Below are 21,688 nucleotides of genomic sequence, written 5' to 3' on the forward strand. Positions count from 1 at the left end.
AGTGTTATTTGCTATTTTGCCATTTACCGGAACGTTTCATCGTGCCCCAGGAACTTTTGCTATTGCGCGCCCAGAGCCATAAACCTTTTAACCGCCACCATGAATTCAACTGGCGATAACCAAAGTTTTCCAATACCGCCATTAAAAACAACCTCATAATGCTGCGCCCGCCCGGATATACAGGATAAGACATTTCTTCCAGCACCAGCGCCACGACAGAAATCAGTATGCCAAAACCTATAGTCACCACTAAAAAGGCTAATAAAGCAGCTGGGTCTAACCAACCGGCCAACCAGGTAAATAACATAAACAAGTAACCCAGCACTTCCAAGGCTGGGCCAAAAGCTTCAAATAACAAAGCAAAAGGAAAAGCTAACCAGCCCACAGCACCAGATTTTGGATGAAATAACAAAGACATGTTCGCGCCTAAGCTTTCCAGCAAACCACGCTGCCAGCGCACTCGTTGTTGTGCCAAAGTGGCCAAATCTTCCGGCGCTTCAGTCCAGCACACAGGGTCAGGAATAAAATAAATCCGGTATTTGCGTTTATTCAGCCGCATATATTTATGCATCCGCACCACCAGTTCCATATCTTCGCCTATGGTTTTATGCCGGTAGCCACCCACTTCAATCACCAGATCTTTTTTAAACAAACCAAAAGCACCGCTGATGATTAATAACGCATTTAAGGACGACCAGCCGAGGCGGCCAAATAAGAAACCGCGCAGGTATTCGACTATTTGCAGTTGCGGCAATATTTTATTGGGTAAAGCGGCTTTTAATAACAAGCCATCTTTTACCTGACAACCATTGGCAATACGTACAGTGCCGCCAGCCGCTATAGCATCCGGATCCTCCAGGAAAGGGCGGATAATGCGCAGCAAGCTGTCACGTTGCAAAATAGAGTCGGCGTCGACTCCACAAAACAACGGAAAACGCGACAAATTCACGCCAGCATTTAACGCATCGGCCTTACCGCCATTGGCTTTATCTATCACTTTTAAATTCGGGTAACGGCTGGACTGATAGATACCGCGAATTTGCTGGCAAGGTAAATGTAATGGGCAAGTGGCTGAGGACAAGGTTAAAGCAAAACTATCTTTCAGCACCTGTAAGGTTTCATCTTTAGAGCCGTCGTTAATGACTATTACTTCGTACTCAGGGTAAGTCAATTGCAATAAAGACAAGACTGAACTGGCAATAGTTTCCTGCTCGTTGTAGGCAGGTACCAGCACAGAAATAGGGGTTAAAAAACTGGCATAGCTGGCAGGTAATAACTCGGTGCGAGCCGACTGAATATGGCTGCGCATCACCAACAGGGCGACTAAATTCAGGATCAGGTAGCCGGCAGATAAACAAACAAAATAGCCTACTAACACCCATTGTAGGGGGACCAGCCAGGGTGCCAAATCCAACTGTTGTATCCATTGATGCGTCAGCTCTATCGTTTGCTGTAGCCAATCATTTGCCATCAGGTTCTCCCTTGTTGCTGACGCTGCTGCTCTTCCTTCACCTGCGACAAAATAGCGATAGCAAAAGGGTCTGTCAGTTGTTGCTGCCAAAGCTGCAACTCAGTCTCATCTATGCCTGGCAATGCAACCAGGCTTTGGGCTGAACGGTATCTCACCCACCAGTTGGGATCCGACAACATCTTCACTAATAAAGGCGCGTCTGAACTGTCTCCCAAGCGGGCCAGTGCTTTGGCAAGCTGTACCCGAACTTCCCACTGCGAATTTGATACCTGCTGACGTAATAACGGCAATAAGTCAGGTGACACTGCGCAGGCAAAAGCTGTGGTCAAGAGTTCCATTTCTTCGGGGTAATGCACTAAAGCTTGCTGGATCAGTGGCTGACTGTCGATGGGAGATAAAATATGCATCAACTTAATCAAACGTCTTAACTCTTTGGCTGTAGCTTTTTCGGCGCATTCACTAATGGACCGCACCATCAGATCATGAGGCAAGCGCACCAGCAAACCAGCTAAGCGACTGACAGACCAATCGTCCCGATGAATTTGACTCAAAATCACTGGCAAACCCAGCTTTGGATCTATGGCTAATAAAGCTCTGGCGGCAACTAAAGAAAAAATAGTTCGTTTGTCTAATACATGGGGGATCAGATCGGCAAAAGCAGATTTCTCCTGCACTATGCCCAGTGCCATAATAGCGGTCAGTTTTTTATCTGTACTGTAGCCGTGCAGCCATTGTTTCATGACTGGAATTAACTTCAGCCGTTGTGCCAATTCCGCCAAACGGCTGGAAGCGCTGCCTCGTACCGTTTGTTCCAGCTGCAACCATAATTGCACTACAAAACCAAAACGTTCAGCATTCAGTTGTGGCAAGGGCCCTGCATTTTCTTCTGGTGAATAAATCCAGGAAAACAGGATTGGAGTCCACTGTTCAGTGGCCTGCTGGCGGCTTTTTTCCCGCTGCCGTCTTTCATAATGCATAAACAAGGTCAGCACTAACAGCAGGAGTGTCATCAGCAATAACACGGCGCTACTGTACCAAACCAGCTGCACTATCACATCAGAGTCTGTACCGGACACCTAAACCCACCTCGGTTTTTTCGTATAACACATCTTGTTCAGACCAGCTCAGGTTGTACAACAGGCTCCAGTCGCTGGCAAAAGAGAATTGGCCAAATAAGCCGATGCGGGTGACATCCATCACTAATACACGGTTAGGTAAACGTTCCAATTCTTTACCTTTCACCAGCAAGGCAGTGAGTGAATCCGTATCGTTAAAGTAATAACTGGCTTGCAGCACATGAGTATTGGCTGAGCCCGTATCTTCAGGTCTGGAGTGATACAAGGTATACGCATAACGCCATGAACCACTGTAATGTTCGTTCATCAGGCTATAGCTGCGGCTGTCCTGTTGATCATCATTGGAAACAGATACCCCAGGCGTTACAACCCAGCCCTTAGTCCATTGCCAGGCCAACTGACTGCCTATCGAGAGTTCAGGCCGCACTCGGTTTTGAGGGCTATAAGCGGCTTGTCCCAACCAGGTCAGGTTGTCACTGATTTTATAATAACCATCCGTCAGCCATTCCTGGTCCTTTAAGTCAAAACGCTTGCTGCGCTGCCAGCGAGCTCCCCACCCATAATCTGTAGCTGCATGGCGTAATCCGGCATAATAAAATGAGCCATCGGCAAAACTGTCCGACAGTTGCTCATAACCTGCCCCTGTTTCCAGTTGATAACTTTCCGCTGCCACACAAATCAGTGGCGCTAAAGCAGCCAGCCCTAAAACTAAGCTTTTGATCATCCTTGCTTTCCTATAAGACGACGCAAACGAGCACTTAGCTCAGGTGGCTGAAATGGTTTAACCAAATAATCATCTGCACCTTTTTTCAGAGCAAGAGCTATATCTTCTTCACCCATTTTGGACGTCAGAATTAATACGGGTACTGTTGCCATAGCGGCTTGATTGCGGATCAACTCCAGTAAAAACAAACCATCAAAAAAGGGCAGCATTAAATCCAGCACCACAGCATTAAAATCGCGACCAGACAACACAAGTTCCTGAGCCTGCTGGCCATCTTTAAGCCACTCCACCTGATAACCATCACGTTGCAAAATAAAAACTAACAACTTGCCGATCAGCTCATCATCTTCAACCAGCAATACAGTTTTAGTGCCCATCAATACTCCGCAGATCCAGCTGTCCTGACAAGCTTCTTAAGCTAATTCGCCCACTTGTTCAAGTTGTAGTGAAAAAAAACATAGCTGCAGACCATAAATCAGGGATCTGCATTGCATTTTGTATACAAATTAATTTAATGTATCCAAAAACAACTATTCAGGTGACTCTCGATGTGGCGCGACTTTAGCTTATCAGCCATAGCTGCTGGTTTTGTGGCTGTACTAGTGGGCTTTGCCAGTTCAGTGGCTATTGTGTTTCAGGCTGCAGCTGCGGCTGGCGCCGATCAAGCGGTAATGGCGTCCTGGATTTTGGCCTTGGGCCTGGGCATGGGCCTCACCTGCATTGGTTTATCTTTGTATTTTAAAGCGCCGGTCTTAACGGCCTGGTCTACCCCAGGCGCTGCACTTTTAGTCAGCAGCTTGCAAGGTCTGAGTTTAGCCGAAGCAGTAGGTGTGTTTATCTTCGCTGCCGCTTTAAGTTTGTTGCTGGGCCTGACTGGCTGGTTTGAAAAACTCAGCAATAAAATTCCGCTGCAAATAGCCTCTGCCATGCTCGCTGGTATTTTGTTTAACTTTGGCTTATCGATTTTCACCTCCCTGCAGCAGGATTTATGGCTGGTTGGATTGATGTGTATCGTCTATTTGGTTAGTAAACAGTATCAACCTCGTTACGCCATTCCACTGGTATTAGTGGTAGCTGTGCTTTATGCCAGTCTGCAAGGTCAGCTCAGCATGACACAAGTGCATTTTGACTGGCCTGCTCCGGTTTGGATTTGGCCTGAATGGTCGGTCAGTGCTTTATTAGGTGTAGGTTTACCACTTTTTATTGTCACTTTAACCTCACAAAACATCCCGGGTTTAGCTGTGATTAAAAGCAGCGGTTACAACCTGCCGGTGTCGCCACTGATCAACGCCAGCGCTTTTACGACCTTAGTTCTGGCACCGCTTGGGGCTTTTTCTATCAATTTAGCTGCTATTACTGCTGCTATTTGTGCCAGCCCTGAAGCTCATGCAGACCCTGCAAAAAGATACAGCGCAGGTGTGGCTGCAGGTATTTTTTACTTGCTGACCGGCTTGGCAGGTGCAGCAGTTGTGGCTTTATTTGCTGCCTTTCCAACTACTTTGGTCACCGCTTTGGCAGGTTTAGCTTTGCTTGGCACTATAGGCACTAATTTAGCCCTGACCACACAAGCAGGGCCAGATAGAGAAGCGGCAGTAGTGACTTTATTAGTGACAGTATCTGGCGTCAGCTTTTTTGGTATAGCCTCGGCCTTTTGGGGGTTAGTGGCTGGCTTAGTCTGTGTATTGATAGTAAAGCTACCAAAGAACAAGGCGGCTTAATATGACCAAAGCCAGTTTATATCAGCAGCTAAAACAGGATATCCGCCAAGGCGTTTGGCCAGCGGGTTCAGTGCTGAATCAGCAAAAGTTATCGGAGTATTATCAGGTCAGTCGCATTCCGGTGCGGGATGCGTTGCAGCAACTCAAAGCTGAAGCTTTGCTGGTGATGGCAGGTAAAGCCAGCTTAATGGTGCCTCCTTTAACGGCTGCAGAAGCTGAAGAGTTGTATCAAATCCGCTTACAGCTGGAGCCTATGGCGCTGCGCCGTGCTTTTCCCCAGCTCACCTTTAGTTTGCTTGGTCAGGCTGAAGATTTATTACATAAAATTGAGCAGGATCAGAATTTATCTGCCGCAGACAGAGGCGCACTCAACTGGCAGTTTCACCTGATGTTGTATCAGGCCAGCCATTGCCCGCATTTGCTGCGTTTACTGCACAGCCTGCATCAGCAAGTGGAACGTTATTTAGGTTTTCAGGAAATCAGTCTGAATTATGCAGGCACCAGCCATCAGGAGCACTGGCAGATGCTGGAGTTATTACGAGCTCAGCAATTGGATGCTGCTGTAGATTTACTACAACAGCATATTCGGCAAGCAGGTGAGTTATTAACCAATCACTTACGACAACAGTCCGCCTAATTCGACGGAAGTGTAGGGGCACGGTTTATCCGCGCCCGTCTTTAATCCAACAGAATTCCCAACCTATTTAGATTAAACCTTACGACGACGCCAAAAAGCTAAACCAGCCAGAACCATTAATAAAGTTGGGGCTGAAGAACCACTGCTAGCGCCTTCTGTTTCCCCCTGACCTGCCAAAGTGTTTGGCGCCGGATTCAGATTTGCCGCTGTAGTTGGGCTGTCGTTGATAATAGTGATACGTTCAATAGTCACTATATTTGCTGCTGTGACAGGAACTTTATTGGCCCAATCAGTAGCACTGTAATTACGCAGTGGCGTTTCATTAAATAATCCCGCGCCACCTGGTACATACAGATCATTAATACTGTCAACAATTGACATGCCCGTGCCGGTCACAACACCAAACACCGTAAAACCACCGTTACTTTTGTCCAAGTGGCTGGAGTTATTTTCTACATTCACATACCAATGAGTAGTTGCACTGTTTGGGCTGGCTTTTTTTGCCATAGCCACAGTACCACGCACATTCGACAGTTTCGGCTCATTATCTATCGGGCCTCGTGCCGGAACTTCAGTAAAAGGCGATGCGTTGTTGCCGCTGTATCGCATCCCGCCACCTTGAACTACAAAGTCTTTTATTGAACGGTGAAAGATAGAGTTGTTATACGAACCGTCTTTAACGTAAGTCAGAAAATTCGTCACTGTTTTTGGTGTGGTTTGGTCAAACAGGTTGATTTCAAAATCACCCATATTGGTTTCAACTAAAACAATAGTAGCGGCGGCGTTATGGCTGATAGCTAAAGTGGTGGCAAAAACTGCCGCAAGCACAGATTTTTTCAACATGGTATGGCTCTCTGATTTTAAAGTGCTCCGACTTTAATCCAGAGCCGAAATTCAATCCAGCGTCATTACAAATAGTAACGAACTAAGTAATTTTGTTAACCCTTTTATTTACTGCTTTGGCCGTTGTTCCTGATGCAGAAAATCGTCTTTTCTTCTTATAGGCCGGCTTCTGTTGAGGAGCTGTTTTTGCAATATCAGCTGATACCTGTGCCTGTTGTACCAGCCGGATAATTTCCGGTTGCAGCTGCGCCATAAACTCTGGATAGTCCTGTTGCTGGTGGCAAATTTGTTCCAGTTGAGCTTCCCATAAGGCGGTTAAATCCGGTGCCGTAATGCGTTGTGGCAAACTTTGTATAAAAACCCGTCCCAATTGACTGGCTCGGATTTGTTTGCCCTGTCGCTGCAAATAACCACGTTTAAATAACAGCTCCAGAATACCGGCCCGGGTGGCTTCAGTGCCTAAGCCTGCGGTTTCTTTTAAGATCCGCTTTAATTCCGGGTCGGTGACAAAACGGCTGATCCCGGTCATAGCGGCCAATAAAGTAGCATCAGTAAAATAAGCCGGAGGCTGAGTTTGCTTCGACAGTAATTCCGATTGGCCCGACTGCAATTGCTGGCCTTTCGTTAAAGGCGGCAAACTTTGTTGTTCGTCAGAATCCTCATCTTGCTCCTCCTTCTGGCTGGTTTTATAAAAAGCTTTCCAGCCCAAAGACTGCTCCAGCCTGGCCTGAGCTTTAAACAAACCTCCGGCAATTTTAATCAGCGCTTGCTGCTCAAGATAGCAGTATGGCGGGAAAAACTGCCATAAAAACTGCCGCGCTATCAGCCAATACAATTTAGCTTCAGAGCTATTCAGGCTGGCTGATTTCAGCGCTTTATCGGTAGGAATAATAGCGTGGTGAGCGGTAATTTTGCTGTCATCCCATGCTTTGCTACGCAGGCTGATACTGGCTTGCTGTTGCATCTCTGCAAGCTCCGGACTATTGGCTACTATAGCGCGGCAGACAGCAGCTGACTGACCAAATTGCTGCTCTGGTAAATACCGGCAATCTGAACGTGGGTAAGTAATCAATTGATGACGTTCATACAATTGCTGACAGGTATCCAGCACTTGCTGCGCTGTCATGCCATAAAGTTTTGCTGCATCAATTTGCAAAGCCGACAAGCTAAAAGGTAAAGGCGCGTACTGTTTTTTCGGTTGTTGCTGCACCTGCTCCACAACAGCGGGTTGATGGCTGGTTTTGCGTTGTACCAGCTCAGCCAGTTCCCTGTTAAGCACCCGGCCTTCCTCGTCCTGATAAGGAGCGCAGGCTTCACTGGGTTGCCAGATGGCGCTAAAAGGCCAGTCAGCTCCGGTTAAATGCGCTTTGACCTGATAAAAATCGCGGCTGACGAAATTTTCGATCTGCAAGTCGCGTTGTACGACTAAACCCAACACCGGAGTTTGCACCCGCCCCACCGACAACACGCCCTGATAACCCTGCCTCTGGCCATGCAAGGTATAAGCGCGGGTTAAGTTAATGCCATACAGCCAGTCAGCTCTGCTGCGGGCCAAGGCACTTTGCGACAATGGCGCAAACTCAGAATTCAGTTTTAACTGCTGCAAAGCCAAGCGAACAGCAGTGGGTGTTAAATCGTTGAGCAGCAGTCTTTTGGTTTGCTTAAGTTTGGTTTGACTGATTTTGCTGTGCTGCAACACTTCATCCACCAGCAACTGACCTTCCCGATCCGGATCGCCTGCATGTACCAGCTCTGTTGCTTCTTTAATCAGTTGGGTCAATATTTTAAGTTGAGCTTTGCTTTGTGCTTTAGGTACCAGTTTCCATTGTTCAGGCAAAATAGGTAAATGCTCCAGCCGCCAGCTTTTAAATACCGGATCATAAGCTTCTGGTTCGGCCTGCTCTAATAAATGCCCAAGACACCAGCTGACTTTATCGCCATTGCTAAGTTGCAGATAACCCTGCTGTTTTTGATGTGACCCAAAGGCGTCGGCAATAGCTCTGGCCATGCTGGGTTTTTCGGCTATATACAATTTCATAAACAAATCACTGTATGAAAAAACAGTTAATTTAACCGCAGTTTTCCCAAAAAAGCAAAGGCTCAAGCATTTGTTTTCTGTCGGGTACAGAGTAAGCTAAGGCTTTCCCGGGCGAAACCGGAAGCTGCTTTGGTGAACTGTCAACATTGATTAAATTTTCATCTGCCAGTCTGACCTTGTTGCGGATCCTTCTGCTGGCTCTGGCCTATTTTGTTTTCGGTCAATTGGCTATGGTGCTGGCGATATCGCCGGGCATGGCAACTTCTGTATTTCCTTCCATTGGTATAGCTATTGCGGCAGCGTTATTGTGGGGTTACCCCATGCTGGCCGGCGCTTTTTTAGGGTCGTTGCTGTTTAAGCTGGCCCAGCCCGACTGGCCATCAAGCCTGCTCTGGTCAGATAAAGTGATCTACGGCTTAAGCATGGCTACTGTTACGGCCCTGACTGTCGCTTTTGCGTTGTGGTCTGTACGTCGCTTCGCCAGTTTTCACAGCGCCCTGACTTACGAAAAAAGCATACTCTGGCTTTTTGTGCTGGCGGGCCCTTTTGCGTGTTTAATCAGCTCTGGTTTATCCACTCTGATCTTGCGCCAATTTGGCATAGTGACCAATGACAACGCCGGATTAAACGGCTTTACCTGGTGGATTGGCGACATGATTGGCGTGATGATCGCCATACCTCTGGTTTTTATGTTGTTTGCCAAACCCCGCCCTTTATGGCGCGCCCGCTGGCTGACGGTAGGTTTACCTTTGTTGGTCTGTACAGCTTTGGTGGTGGCGTTATTTGTGTTGGCGCGTTTTCAACATAGTCAGACCTTGCAGCAGAAGTTTTTTGATCAGGCAGCACAAATCAGCGCTACTTTTCAGTACAGAGTCAGCAAAGTGCTACAGCAAATGCAGATGCTTGAGCGGCTGTTTGTTACTCAGCCTGAAGTCACAGAGCTTATGTTTCAGCAATTTTTACAGGATTACCCCTGGCAAGAGGCTGGGGTATTGTTTTTTGACTGGATAGAGCGGGTGCCACATCAACAACGTGCTGCTGTGGAAGCGCAGCTGCTTACCGGTTTTAAAGAATATGCCAGTCCCGGAGTAACACCAGCTGCTGTGCGGCCAGACTACAGTGTGATTAAGTATATGGCTTCAGCCTCTGGCGATAAATCGCTGGCTGGGCTGGATTTAGCTGCAGAGCCAACACGAAAAGAAGCCATGGACTATGCAATGGATTCAGGCAGTATCAGTATTACAGCGCCTGTGCGACTGGTTAGCGGAAATGCTGCTTTGATGTTTTTTATTCCTGTGTATAACAAAGGGATTATTCCAGAAAGTGTCGAAGATAAACGCCAACAAATCCGTGGTTTTATTTGTGGTATCTTTGAAACAGAACAATTAGTCAGCACCAGTTTAAGCCAATACGATACATCAGAGTTTCACCTGCAAATTAAAGATTTAGGCACAGGCATGCCTTATTACGGCTCGTTACCCGATTTATCCGATCAGGCGCATTATCTGACCTGGACCCGGCATTGGTCACACGCTGGCCGCTCGCTGGAACTGCAGCTGGTTCCCAGTAAAACCATGCTCAGTCGAAATTCAGGCCAACAAAGTTGGTATGTTTTAACAGGTGGTTTAGTACTCTGTAGTTTGCTTGGTATTTTCCTGTTGGTTCTGACAGGGCGCTCAGCACGCATTGAGCATTTAATCACTCAGCGCACCAAAGAGCTGAGTTCGATTCTGGATAACGCTATTGAATCTATTGTGATAGTGGACCAACAAGGGCTTATCGAAAGAGTAAATAAAGAAACCTCCCTGCTATTTGGCTACGCCATGCCAACTTTGTTACGCCAACCCGTCAGTAAGCTATTGGCGTGTTTGCCTGAACATAAAAATCATCAATTGTTGCAGCCCTTAACTATAGAGCAGCTGAATTTATGGGTGGGCCATACAGTGGAAGTGACAGGGCTCGGCGAAGATGGCCAACAAATTCCACTGGAAATGGGCTTAAGCCGAGTGGATACCGCCGACAAGCATTTGTTTACTCTGATGCTGCATGACCTACGTGAACGTAAAAAAATAGACCGAATGAAAAGTGAGTTTATTTCAACCGTCAGCCATGAACTGCGCACTCCCCTAACATCCATTAACGGTTCTTTAGGTTTATTGGCTGGAGGTGTAGTGGGTGAATTACCTTCGGCAGCACAACAACTGGTACAGATTGCCAAAACCAATACCGATCGATTAGTGAGGCTGGTGAATGATATTCTGGATATTGAAAAACTGGAGTTTGGTCAATTAAAACTGCAGCCCGCAGAAGTAGAAGTACTGGCGTTATTACAGGAAGCTAAACTGCAGAATCAGGCTTATGCCGATAAATATTCAGTCCGGCTGGACTTGGTCGTAGCAGCAGATGCCACACCTGTCTTTTTGTATCAGGACAAATTCCGCTTGCTGCAAATTTTGTCGAATTTAATTTCCAATGCGATTAAATTTTCCCCCAGCCACTCAGTGGTGAAATTAAGTTATCAGTTAAAAGAAAGTCAGTTGGTGATCCAGGTAAAAGATCAGGGCTCTGGTATAGCGGAATCCTTTCGCAGCAAAATTTTCCAGAAATTTGCTCAGGCCGACAGCTCTGATAGCCGCAGCAACCAAGGCTCTGGCCTGGGCTTAAATATCAGTAAAACTCTGGTAGAAATGATGCAGGGCACTATCGACTTTGAATCAGAGCTAGGCAAAGGCACCTGCTTTAGCCTGACCTTTGCGTATTACCAACAACTGAATCGACACGAAAAAACCTCGGAACCCGGGTAAAAAAGGGGGCTGAAATTAAAAAAGTCGGCATCTCTTGTCGATTGTGTCAAAGCTGAACCGACTAAGGTGTGAAAGACAGTGAAACCGCTGCTCAGTTCATATCAACAGGAGGGCCCATGGCCAAAATGCTTTTTGTTAATTTCCCCTGCAGTAACTTAAGCGCTTCAATCGAATTTTATCAGGCGCTGGGCTTTAGCCAAAATATGCAGTTCAGCGACGACACTGCCGCTTGTATGGTCTGGAGTGAGCATATTTTTGTCATGCTATTAACCCACGCCAAATGGCAAAGTTTTACTCAAAGACCAATACCAGACTCAGGCAGCAGTGAAGTAATGCTGGCGTTAAGTTGTGAAGACAAAGCAGCAGTGGATCAAGTCTGTGATGCAGCTGCCAAAGCAGGTGGTACAGCTGATATCAACGCAAAGCAGGATTTGGGCTTTATGTATGGCCGCTCTGTGCTGGATTTAGATGGTCATATCTGGGAGTTTTTCTGGATGGACCCGGCCGCAGTGGCAGGTTGATTGCCAATATCACTACACCAAATCAAAACCCAAAGTAATTGCAGTTGCAGCGAGGCGACAAAGCTGCGGCTGCAAGAACGAAGGGTTTTATAGCATCAGGCGATAACCTATCCCCGCCTCAGTTTTCAAGTACTTAGGTTCAGTGGGGTCGTCGCCTATCTTCTGCCTGATATGGCTAATCACAATACGCAAATAATGAGTGTCCTGACCATGGCTTGGGCCCCAGATTTGTTCCAGCAGCTGTTTTTGTGTGATCACACATTGCCGATGCTGAGCCAAAGTCGCCAGCACCGCATATTCTTTTGGGGTGAGTTCCACTTCCACCGCTTTGCAGGTCACCAGACGGCGGGCGAGGTCTATATGCAGATAACCATCGTCCAGTACAGCCGGGGTTTTATCTGGTAAACGGTCGCGTAATTGCGCCCGCACCCGCGCCAGCAACTCTTCGACACTAAAAGGTTTAGTCACATAATCCTGAGCACCTATATCCAGCGCTTTGATTTTGTCGGAGTCGCCGTTACGCACTGACAATACGATGACCGGAACTTTGGAAAAACTGCGCAGCTCAGTTAATAACTCCAGGCCATCACCATCGGGCAAACCTAAATCCAGCACCAATAAATCCGGCTGCTGGCGCACCAAAGCCGCCAGACCAGACTCGACGGAATCAGCTTCAGTCACCTCATAACCGACACTTTTTAACGCAATCCGCAGCATTTTGCGGATTTGCATTTCGTCATCAACAACCAGAATTCGGGCGGACAATAGACTTAGTCTCCTGCTTGGGTTTCAGGCAAAGGCAATTCGACAATAAAACGTGAACCACTACCAACACGGGCTGAGCTGGCTTTCACGGAGCCGCCGTGCGCACCAATCATGCCCCGACAAATTGCCAGCCCCATGCCGGTATTGTGCCTTTTACTGTCGCCATCGGCCACCACATAAAACATATCAAAGACTTTTTCCCGCAGAGCCTCCGGAATACCAGGGCCACTGTCTTCAATTTCAATGCGGCAGAGCTTGCCTTGCTGACTGACCCACACCCGCACCGGCTCGCCATCCGGGCTGTATTTAGCCGCATTTTCCAGAATATTAAACAGCCCCTGTTCCAGCAAAGCGGCATGGGCATAAAGTAAAGGTAAATCCGGTGCAGCTTCGTAGTCCACGTCCACTTGCGGGAAAAAGCGCTTTAAGCGTTGTTTGGCACTGCCAATAATATCGGCGACAGACACCCAATCACGTTCCAGCTTTAAGGTGCCATGACCTAAACGCGTCATATCCAGCAGGTTCTGGATATATCGGTCCAGCCGCTGACTTTCCAGCAGAATAGTGCTTAACAGCTCATTCCGATCCTCTTTGGATAACTGCTGGTCCAGTACCTGTAAACTCTCGGCAGAACCCATCATGGCCGCCAGCGGTGAACGTAAATCGTGCGACACAGAGGATAATAAAGCCGAACGCAATTGCTCCATTTCGGCTTTGAGTTTTGAGCTCTCCAGTTCTGTATTCAGGCTAATGCGCTGCCAGACACTGACGGCCTGCTGGCTTAACGTAGTGATTAAGTCGCGGTCGTCCGGTCTTAACACCTGCTGACTGGCTGGAAATTGCAGCAAAAGTACAGCCACAGTTTTGTCCTGAGCCAACAAAGGCAAAGCAGTCCACTGGCTGGCATTAAGGGTATCGCTGAAACGCCCTGCCATTTGCTGATGCCGTCTGGACCAATCAATCATCGCCTGATCCAAGGCCAGCAATGGCTGATTCAGTGCAGGCAGTATCTGTTGTTCTTGTTGATCCAGAGTGACCAGATGTACAGGGCAGCGCAGCGCCTGGGTCAGCTGGGCCGCCAAAATGGTCCAGAGTTCATCGGTTTGATGGATTACGGTCAGTTGCTGGGCAAAATCCCGTTGTAATTCTGAGTATCGGTTGGCTTCTTTTAGTAGCAATAATTGCTGCCTGATACGCGAAGCGGCCGGGCCACAAGTGATACCTATCACCAGCATAAAAATCAGCGTGGCGACGTCATCGTTTTTATTCACATTAAAGGTGAAATAAGGTTCGGTCAGGAAAAAGTTAAAGCTGAAAAACGACAACAAAGCGGTAAAAATAGCGGGGCGGGCGCCGTATTTCAGACCACAAAGCACTACAGCCAACACAAAAATCAGCACCAGATTGCCACTTTGCAGCCATTGGTCCAAAGCCAATGCCAAAGCACTGGCGGCTGCGGTAAAAACTGCACCAAAAGCATAACCGGCTTTTTGGCCAAAGGTGCCTGAAGCTGGTGCTGACACTCTGGCTTGTTGGGCCGATTCACCAGAGCGATACACCGACACTTCTAACGGCAAACCGCTATTAATCAGTTGTTGGTACAAGGGTTTACGCCAGGGCTGCAGCACACGCTTAGTGCCAGCCCCCACTAATACAGCGTTAATCCTATGCTCTGTGATATAAGGCAAAATAGTCTGTAACGTAGAGGGGCCACGCAAAATATCGGTCTGAGCGCCCAGTTCACGCGCCAGAGCAAAGGCCGACTGCAAGCGTTGTTGTGTCGACTGATACTGCATCTGCCCTGTGTCAACCCAAACCACAACCCAGGGCATCTGACGTTTTTCGGCAACCCGGCGGCCAATGCGGATCAGGTATTCGTGATCACGGCGATTGGAGATCAGCACCAGCAATTTATCCTGGATCAGATAATCACTGCCACGGGCTTTGGCGTCCTGCTCGGTTTTTAACTGCGCATCGACATGGCTCATCACCAGCTTCATCGCCATTTCACGCAGCGCTGTTAAAGTTTCCAGCTGGAAAAATTGCTTCACCGCCAAAGCGGCATAGTCGGCGACATAAACTTTGCCTTGCTGTAAACGCTCCAGCAGATGGTTAGGCGCTAAATCGACAAACACCAATTGCTGAGCGCTGTCGATAAACTGATCAGGCACTGTTTCCTTTACGCGTATGCCACTGATTTGCAGCACTAAATCGTTCAGACTGGCGATATGCTGCACATTAATAGTGGTGTACACGTCTATGCCAGCGGCCAATAACTCGGCAATATCCTGATAACGCCTTTTATGCCGGCTGCCCGGAATATTACTGTGCGCCAGCTCGTCCACCAGCAAAAGTGCAGGTTTGGCGGCTATGGCTGCGTCTAAATCAAATTCGGTCAGTTGCTGGCCCTGATAATCCAGCTGACGCCGTGGTAACAGCTCAAAACCCTGCAACAACGCTTCTGTGTCGGCGCGGCCATGAGTTTCCACCAGCCCCACCATCACTGCTGTGCCTTGTTGCATACGCTCGCGGGCGGCATTGAGCATGGCGCAGGTTTTACCTACACCAGGCGCAGCACCTAAAAAGATCTTTAGCTGGCCACCCTGCTGCTGTTGCAGGTTTTTTAAAAGCGCATCAGCTTGTTGTCTGCGGGAGTCTGTTACCACGGATATCTCCTGAAAAAATTGCGCTAAGTCATTGCAGTTGCAGCAAGGCGACAAGCGAACGAGTCCCCAGGAACATAGACCACTATGTGATTGGGGCGAGTGAACGCAGGTAACACAGCTGCGGCTGCAAGGACGACGGGCAATTAGAAACTTTTGCCGACGCTGATAAGCAAGCGATTGTCACAAAGTTCGCTGCAGGCTGAGCTGCTGACAGAAGTTCCGGCATAACCCACAGACCAATTCAGACCCAGCTGGGTGCTGTTTAGCTTAACGCCCCAGTCGGTGTAGCCAGAACCATCTTCGCTGGCTGAAGCTAAAAAGCTGTTAAATTCCAATGCATTAGCAAACTTATTGTAGCCCAGATGCCATTGCAGCTGCAGCTGCTCTGTCAGTTGCTGATTCCAATCCGCGCTTAAATACCAGAATTTACCCACACCGGTGCCAAAATAATCGTCGGTCAGTGCCAGACCAAAAGTCCAGTCTTTGTAGAGTAACTTGCCGTACCCTTCGACAAAGTTAAATTGGTCTGTGCTGTTATCGCCTTTAGGGTAAAGGTATTGCATCAGGCCCAGATCCACTGTCCAGTCCGGGGCAACAGCAAAGCTGCGGCCAGCAGAAAGATCCAGCTCCATGCTGCCCTGACCAAACTTTATATTCGAACCCCAGGCACTGGCATACCAACCCGATTCGGTGGTCAACGTGAGGCTACCCTGCAACGCTGGACCTTCATCGGTTTGTGAAATACCACGGTATAAATAATCTGAAATCAACAGCACAGAGCCCGTACTATTAGCGGTTTCAGCCGCAACAAGCTGACTTAATAGCAACACAACAGAACTCAGAGCAGAAACAAAAATACGCATATAGATTCCTGAAATAAGACGGGACACCAAACCACTGCATAGTGCTGCATGTATATCCCCTAAGTAATTGATGTTGCAGGGCGGCGACAAGTGCCCGAGACCCCAGGAGCATAGTTAACCTATGTGACTGGGGCGAGAGCACGCAGTCAACAAAGCTGCAGCTTCAAGTACGACGGGGACAGCGGTTTGGTGTCCCGTTAATCACCCAACCTAAAACGGATTAACGCAGCGGAAAATGTTTATCCAACGCCAGATTTAACAACAACACATTGACCCGTGGCTGGCCAAAAATTCCCCACTGTGGCGCTTCTGTGTGTTGTTCTACTAATTTACCCAGCATCTCTGTTGGGATGCTGCGTGCAGCGGCCACCCGCTTTAACTGCAAAGCTGCAGCTGCAGGCGAAATATGCGGGTCGACACCAGAGCCAGAGCTTGCCAGTAAGTCCACTGGCAGTTGTGTGGCAGGGACCTGATAACGTTCTGTCAGTACAAGGCTTTCTGCCGCGACTCTGTCACGCAAAGCAGGATTGGAAGGAGCTAAGTTACTGCCTGCTGTTGCCATGGGGTCGGTATTGGCGCTGCTTGGACGACCATGGAAATACTTAGCGCCGCTAAAAGGCTGAGCTATTAAGGCAGAGCCAACGGCTTTGCCATCAACCATTACTAAAGAGCCTGTAGCTTGCTGTGGAAATAACATTCCGCCTAAAGCTGTGACAGTGGCGCTATAGACCAGACCACAAGTCACCAGCATCACAGCGGCTAAACCCAAAGCCGGACGCCAGATGGCGTGCTGTGACGAAAGGGCGGCATCAGAACCAGCACGGACAGCTCCAGAACGAGAAATTGAAGTAGTGTTCATAGTTAAAACATCCAGTTCAGTAAAACATCAATCAGTTTGATCGCGGCGAAAGGCAATAACACCCCACCTAAACCGAAGATCAACATATTGTTGCGTAACAGTTTTTCAGCACTGATGGCACGGATTTTTACGCCTTTGAGTGCCAGCGGAATTAAAGCCGGAATAATCAGCGCATTAAAAATCAGCGCAGATAACACCGCCATTTTTGGGTCCGGCAGCTGCATAAAATTCAAAGCAGCAATACCAGGCATAGCGGCCGCAAAAACGGCTGGCACTATGACAAAGTACTTAGCGACATCATTGGCTAAAGAGAAGGTGGTTAAAGCGCCACGGGTGATCAGCAACTGTTTGCCCACTTCCACCACGGCCAGCAGCTTGGTTGGGTCTGAATCCAGATCCACCATATTGCCCGCTTCTTTGGCGGCCTGAGTACCTGAGTTCATGGCTAAGCCAACGTCTGCCTGAGCTAAAGCGGGCGCGTCGTTGGTACCATCACCGACCATGGCGACTAAACGACCTAAAGCCTGCTCGCGGCGAATAAGCGCCAGCTTGTCTTCAGGGCGGGCTTCAGCCACAAAGTCATCCACACCAGCAGCAGCGGCAATAGCGCCAGCCGTAATAGGGTTGTCACCTGTGACCATAATGGTGCGCACACCTAAAGCACGCAGCTCGGCAAAACGTTCAGCTACACCAGGTTTAATCACATCAGATAACTGGATCACACCCAAAATACGTTGTTGATTGGCCACCACTAAAGGCGTCGCACCTTGTTGCGCCACCTTGGTGACTATAGGGTCCAGATTGTTGGGTACAGCCAGACCACGGCTTTGCGCCCATTTTTTTACCGCATCGGCAGCGCCTTTGACCCAATGTTCACCGCTATCCAGTTGTACACCTGATAACCGGGTTTGAGCGCTGAATGGAATAAACTGAGCATTGTCTGGCAGAGTTTCAGCCGCAACACCTTGCTCCTGCGCCAGACGTACCACAGACTTACCTTCAGGCGTTGGATCCTGTACTGAGCACAGCACAGCACCACGCACCAGTTCAGACTGAGCCACACCAGGCAGCGCAAAAAACGCAGTGGCCTGACGGTCACCAAAAGTGATGGTGCCGGTTTTATCCAGTAATAACGTATCTATATCACCCGCTACTTCAACAGCTTTACCCGACTTGGCAATCACATTGGCAGCCAAAGCACGGTTCATACCGGCAATACCTATGGCAGGTAATAAACCGGCAATAGTAGTTGGAATTAAACAGACCACCAGAGCTATTAACATCAACAGATCAAGTTCGATCCCAACAAAAGCGGCCATTGCAGGCAAAGTTGCTACAGCTATTAAGAACACTAAGGTCAACGCGGCTAACAGCACGGTCAGCGCCAGCTCGTTTGGTGTTTTTTGTCTGTTGGTGCCTTCCACCAGGCTGATCATTTTATCGAGGAAACTATGACCAGTTTCTGCCGTCACCATCACAGTAATAGTACCGTTCAATACCTTGGTACCGGCAATCACACTTGAGTGGTCGGTACCAGCTTCACGCAGCACCGGAGCTGATTCGCCCGTTAAGGCCGATTCATTGATAGTGGCGACCCCCAGGATAATTTCACCGTCTGCTGGTACAAACTGGCCAGCTTCAACCTGCACTTTGTCACCGGCTTTCAGCTGACTGGCGGAAACCGCTATAGGTTCTTCGGATTCACGCAGCAACTGGGCTGTTAAATCACGACGGGTGGCTTTTAAGCTGGCAGCCTGACCACGGCCACGGGCTTCGGCTATAGCTTCGGCAAAGTTAGCAAACCATAAAGTGAAAAACAGGATCAGACTGCTGGCCAGTTCAAAGCCGTAGTCCTGGCCTTTGATGACACTATTGGCTGTCATACCAAGCGCCAGCACTGTACCCACCCATACCACCAGCATCATAGGGCTTTTTATCGCCAGTTGTGGCTGTAGTTTTACAAAAGCCTGTACGCTGGCCTGAGCTAAGGCATTACTCATTTTAAATCACCTGCAATAGAAGTTAATTCCAGTGCTTCGCCGATTGGGCCCAGCACCATAGAAGGTAAAAAGGACAGGAAATTCAGGATTAAAATCACTGTGACCAAAGTGACAGCAAAGGTCAGGTTATGCAGAGGTAAGGTACCGTTGCTGACCGGGATCTGACGTTTTTTCGCCAATAAACCTGCAATCAACAATGGGATCAGCAGCGGTAAATAACGGCCCAGTAATAGCACTATCACACAGCTGATATTCCACCACGGCGTGTTATCGCCTAAGCCTTCAAAACCAGAACCATTGTTGGCAAAAGCTGAAGTGTATTCATAAAACACCTGGGCAATACCGTGCAAACCAGGGTTGCTGTTGCCGGTTATGGCTGGGATAGCCACGGTAATAGCGGTAAAAGTTAAAATCACAGCACTAGGTAATACCAGCAATACACCCAACCAGCTGATTTCAGTTTTTTCCAGCTTACGGCCAAAGATTTCCGGTGTGCGGCCTATCATCAGACCGGCAATAAACACCGCTATCCAGACATAGACAATAAAGTTCACAAAACCACAACCAATACCGCCCCAGATGGCATTGATCAGCATGCCAGAACGGGTCACCAAAGCTGCCACAGGATTTAGCGAGTCGTGCATGGCATTGACTGAACCATTGGACGTTTGAGTGGTAAGGGTTGCCCAGAGCGCGGACAGGTCTGTGCCAAAACGCACTTCCTTGCCTTCCATATTGCCTGCTTGCTCTGCTAAGCCACTAAAGGCAGCATTTGGCTGCTGTTCGCTGTAAATGGCTGCAGCTACACACAACAAACTTAAAAAGCCCATCACAGCCAAAGACATTTTGGCAAAACCACGTTGACGCAACAGACCACCGGCCATAAAGACAATAGCCATAGGGATCAACACCAGCGCTATGGTTTCAATGGCATTGGCAACAGGAGTTGGGTTTTCCAGCGGGTTTGAACTGTTAGGGCCATACCAGCCACCACCATTGGTACCCAGTTGTTTAATAGCGACCATAGCGGCAACAGGGCCTAAGGGGATTTTTTGTTCAGTCAGTTGATCGATAGAAGATTGGCCTTGCTCCAGTACAGGCACTGTAGGACTGGCCTGATAACTGGAAGGCACACCCTGACTGGCTAATAACAGAGCCACCACAGCGGCTAAAGGCAGCATCAACCTCAGCACAGCACGCACTGTGTCCTGGTAGTAGTTGCCTAAATCACGTTCTTCGCCTTCTGCTGCGTCCTTAGCGTTACGACCGCCCATCAAACCACGTAATACGGCCAGACAAATCGCCAAACCCATAGCTGGAGTGACAAACTGCAAAGTGACAATAACAAAACTTTGGCTTAAATAACTCAGTTGAGCCTGACCAGAATAGTGTTGCTGGTTGGTATTGGTTAAAAAAGACACAGCCGTATGCAGCGCCAAATCCCAACTCAGTGGACCAATGCCATCCGGGTTCATCGGCAAGACTTGCTGGAACATCAGCAGTAAAAAGGCGATCACACCCAGCACCAGGTTACTGATTAAAAAAGCTATACCATAACTTTTCCAGTTCATGCCCTCGCTGGCCTTTACGCCCAAAATTTTAAAGATCCCGTTTTCAACAGGACCAAACACCTTGTCACTCCAATGCTTCTGACCGGAGAAAATCCCGGTCATATAAGCGCCCAAAAGCCATGCCAACAGCAAAGCCAAAGCTAAAATCAACATAACGTCCATCAATGGCTCCTCAGAACTTTTCCGGTGCCAACATGGCGTAAATCAACAAAGCGCTTAAGGCGCCAATCAACAACAATAACAACCAGCTCATTCCGCTTATCCTCAGAGGTATCAATCCGGGGCAAAGCTTAGGGGCCAGAGGCGTAAAGTCTCCAGATGGATAAAAAGGAAGGGCGTAAAGAGATCGTAAAGATTGGGGGATTAGAAAATAACTAAGGGGCAGACAGATAAAAAAAGGGTAAGTGCGCTCACCCTTTATCCCAACTTACATTATTGCCCCCAGCCACGGCGCTGCTAAGCAGTGCTATTAATGGCAAAGCGCGGTGGTGCAAGCTGACGGAGGAATCCGGGGAATGGCCGGTTTTGGCCATAATGCTTTCTTCGGGCCAGTACTGCATTTTTTCCTGCAGGCTAGCCAAATGTTTAGCTACATCTTCAGCGTATAAAGCGCCTGGCACTTTACCGCTGTGCCCCATCATATGCAGCAGTTGCACTGCGACCTGACCAAATAAGGTAACAGGGGCTGAATCTTTGGAATGGAAAGTTACTAACATAAGCTAACTCCTGACAACGGCAAGTTAACTTGAGTATAGCCTTACTCCCAACTGACGCCTTTTTGCGCCCTCACTGCCGCTTCCATTAATTCAATAAGTGGCAAGGCTCTGTTACGCAGCGGAATGGCTGCCGGATTGTCTCCCTGCAGATCGGCAGAGGCCGGTATTTGTTCTGTGGCTTGCAACGCCAACCCCTGTTGCAGTTGGGCCAAAGCCGCTGCGACATCTTCAGCATACAAGGCGCCCGGAGCTTTAGGCTGGCGGCCCATCAGCTCTAACAACTGCAAAGCGATATGACCAAACATCTGAACTGGCGCGCTGGCGGTGGATTTAAATGTAATTAACATAACAATCTGATCTTCCGGAGAAATGAAGTGTCAGCATGCGCTGTTCTGGCACAAACCACAAGCAAACGA

Annotated in this window: 18 protein-coding genes; 4 read left to right on the forward strand and 14 right to left on the reverse strand. The window is 48.4% G+C overall.

Annotated features, from left to right (window positions below; genetic code table 11):
* Positions 1 to 4: 4 nt before the first annotated feature.
* From EK374_RS20205 to EK374_RS20220, 4 genes are read right to left on the reverse strand one after another with little or no spacing between them, the layout of a single operon-like run.
* Complete coding sequence (locus EK374_RS20205; RefSeq protein WP_127026317.1) at positions 5 to 1,471, reverse strand: glycosyltransferase family 2 protein; 1,467 nt, start codon at positions 1,469 to 1,471, stop codon at positions 5 to 7.
* Positions 1,471 to 2,547 (reverse strand): HEAT repeat domain-containing protein, encoded by a 1,077-nt coding sequence (locus EK374_RS20210; protein WP_127026318.1) that lies wholly within the window; start codon positions 2,545 to 2,547, stop codon positions 1,471 to 1,473. Before EK374_RS20210 ends, EK374_RS20205 begins: the two co-directional genes overlap by 1 nt.
* Positions 2,528 to 3,271: a YaiO family outer membrane beta-barrel protein gene (locus tag EK374_RS20215; protein WP_127026319.1), complete on the reverse strand. Its 744-nt coding sequence runs from the start codon at positions 3,269 to 3,271 to the stop codon at positions 2,528 to 2,530. Before EK374_RS20215 ends, EK374_RS20210 begins: the two co-directional genes overlap by 20 nt.
* Positions 3,268 to 3,648, reverse strand: a complete 381-nt coding sequence (locus EK374_RS20220) for a response regulator transcription factor (protein WP_127026320.1) — start codon at positions 3,646 to 3,648, stop codon at positions 3,268 to 3,270. The genes EK374_RS20215 and EK374_RS20220 overlap by 4 nt, the downstream gene beginning before the upstream one ends.
* A gap of 171 nt (positions 3,649 to 3,819) precedes the next feature.
* Here EK374_RS20220 and EK374_RS20225 point away from each other — a divergent pair, with 171 nt between their 5' ends.
* Entirely contained in the window at positions 3,820 to 4,989 is a 1,170-nt protein-coding gene (locus EK374_RS20225; protein WP_127026321.1) for a benzoate/H(+) symporter BenE family transporter, read from the forward strand.
* A 1-nt stretch (position 4,990) separates the two neighbouring features.
* The gene (locus tag EK374_RS20230; RefSeq protein WP_127026322.1) at positions 4,991 to 5,626 is read left to right on the forward strand and encodes a GntR family transcriptional regulator; all 636 of its coding nucleotides are present in this window, start codon (positions 4,991 to 4,993) and stop codon (positions 5,624 to 5,626) included.
* 72 nt (positions 5,627 to 5,698) lie between these two features.
* On the opposite strand, the gene EK374_RS20235 is transcribed toward EK374_RS20230, so the two are convergent.
* Together EK374_RS20235 and EK374_RS20240 are read right to left on the reverse strand one after the other, a co-directional pair.
* Positions 5,699 to 6,469: a peptidylprolyl isomerase gene (locus tag EK374_RS20235; RefSeq protein WP_127026323.1), complete on the reverse strand. Its 771-nt coding sequence runs from the start codon at positions 6,467 to 6,469 to the stop codon at positions 5,699 to 5,701.
* A gap of 82 nt (positions 6,470 to 6,551) precedes the next feature.
* The gene (locus tag EK374_RS20240) at positions 6,552 to 8,507 is read right to left on the reverse strand and encodes a DNA topoisomerase III (protein WP_127026324.1); all 1,956 of its coding nucleotides are present in this window, start codon (positions 8,505 to 8,507) and stop codon (positions 6,552 to 6,554) included.
* 146 nt (positions 8,508 to 8,653) lie between these two features.
* Here EK374_RS20240 and EK374_RS20245 point away from each other — a divergent pair, with 146 nt between their 5' ends.
* A complete protein-coding gene (locus tag EK374_RS20245) occupies positions 8,654 to 11,311 on the forward strand; it encodes a CHASE domain-containing protein (protein WP_127026325.1) in 2,658 nt (885 codons plus the stop codon).
* A gap of 116 nt (positions 11,312 to 11,427) precedes the next feature.
* Complete coding sequence (locus EK374_RS20250; RefSeq protein ID WP_127026326.1) at positions 11,428 to 11,832, forward strand: VOC family protein; 405 nt, start codon at positions 11,428 to 11,430, stop codon at positions 11,830 to 11,832.
* A gap of 87 nt (positions 11,833 to 11,919) precedes the next feature.
* On the opposite strand, the gene EK374_RS20255 is transcribed toward EK374_RS20250, so the two are convergent.
* The 8 genes from EK374_RS20255 to EK374_RS20295 all read right to left on the reverse strand — a co-directional run bounded on the left by EK374_RS20255 (position 11,920) and on the right by EK374_RS20295 (position 21,619).
* Positions 11,920 to 12,597, reverse strand: coding sequence for a response regulator (locus EK374_RS20255; RefSeq protein WP_127026327.1), 678 nt, complete (start codon positions 12,595 to 12,597; stop codon positions 11,920 to 11,922).
* Positions 12,598 to 12,602: 5 nt separating this feature from the next.
* Positions 12,603 to 15,263 (reverse strand): sensor histidine kinase, encoded by a 2,661-nt coding sequence (locus tag EK374_RS20260; RefSeq protein ID WP_127026328.1) that lies wholly within the window; start codon positions 15,261 to 15,263, stop codon positions 12,603 to 12,605.
* A gap of 143 nt (positions 15,264 to 15,406) precedes the next feature.
* Positions 15,407 to 16,126 carry a TorF family putative porin gene (locus EK374_RS20265; protein ID WP_127026329.1) on the reverse strand — a complete coding sequence of 240 codons (720 nt, stop codon included), beginning with the start codon at positions 16,124 to 16,126 and terminating at the stop codon, positions 15,407 to 15,409.
* Between the two features lie 220 nt (positions 16,127 to 16,346).
* On the reverse strand, positions 16,347 to 16,985 hold the full coding sequence (gene kdpC / locus EK374_RS20270; protein WP_127026330.1) for a potassium-transporting ATPase subunit KdpC: 639 nt from the start codon (positions 16,983 to 16,985) through the stop codon (positions 16,347 to 16,349).
* A gap of 2 nt (positions 16,986 to 16,987) precedes the next feature.
* A complete protein-coding gene (gene kdpB, locus EK374_RS20275) occupies positions 16,988 to 18,985 on the reverse strand; it encodes a potassium-transporting ATPase subunit KdpB (protein WP_127026331.1) in 1,998 nt (665 codons plus the stop codon).
* Positions 18,982 to 20,718 (reverse strand): potassium-transporting ATPase subunit KdpA, encoded by a 1,737-nt coding sequence (gene kdpA / locus EK374_RS20280; RefSeq protein WP_233280293.1) that lies wholly within the window; start codon positions 20,716 to 20,718, stop codon positions 18,982 to 18,984. Before kdpA ends, kdpB begins: the two co-directional genes overlap by 4 nt.
* 248 nt (positions 20,719 to 20,966) lie before the next feature.
* Entirely contained in the window at positions 20,967 to 21,272 is a 306-nt protein-coding gene (locus EK374_RS20290) for a DUF1840 domain-containing protein (protein ID WP_127026334.1), read from the reverse strand.
* Positions 21,273 to 21,313: 41 nt separating this feature from the next.
* Positions 21,314 to 21,619 (reverse strand): DUF1840 domain-containing protein, encoded by a 306-nt coding sequence (locus EK374_RS20295; RefSeq protein ID WP_127026335.1) that lies wholly within the window; start codon positions 21,617 to 21,619, stop codon positions 21,314 to 21,316.
* Between the last annotated feature and the right edge of the window lie 69 nt (positions 21,620 to 21,688).

The sequence above is a fragment of the Rheinheimera mangrovi genome, from assembly GCF_003990335.1.
Lineage (GTDB): Bacteria > Pseudomonadota > Gammaproteobacteria > Enterobacterales > Alteromonadaceae > Pararheinheimera > Pararheinheimera mangrovi.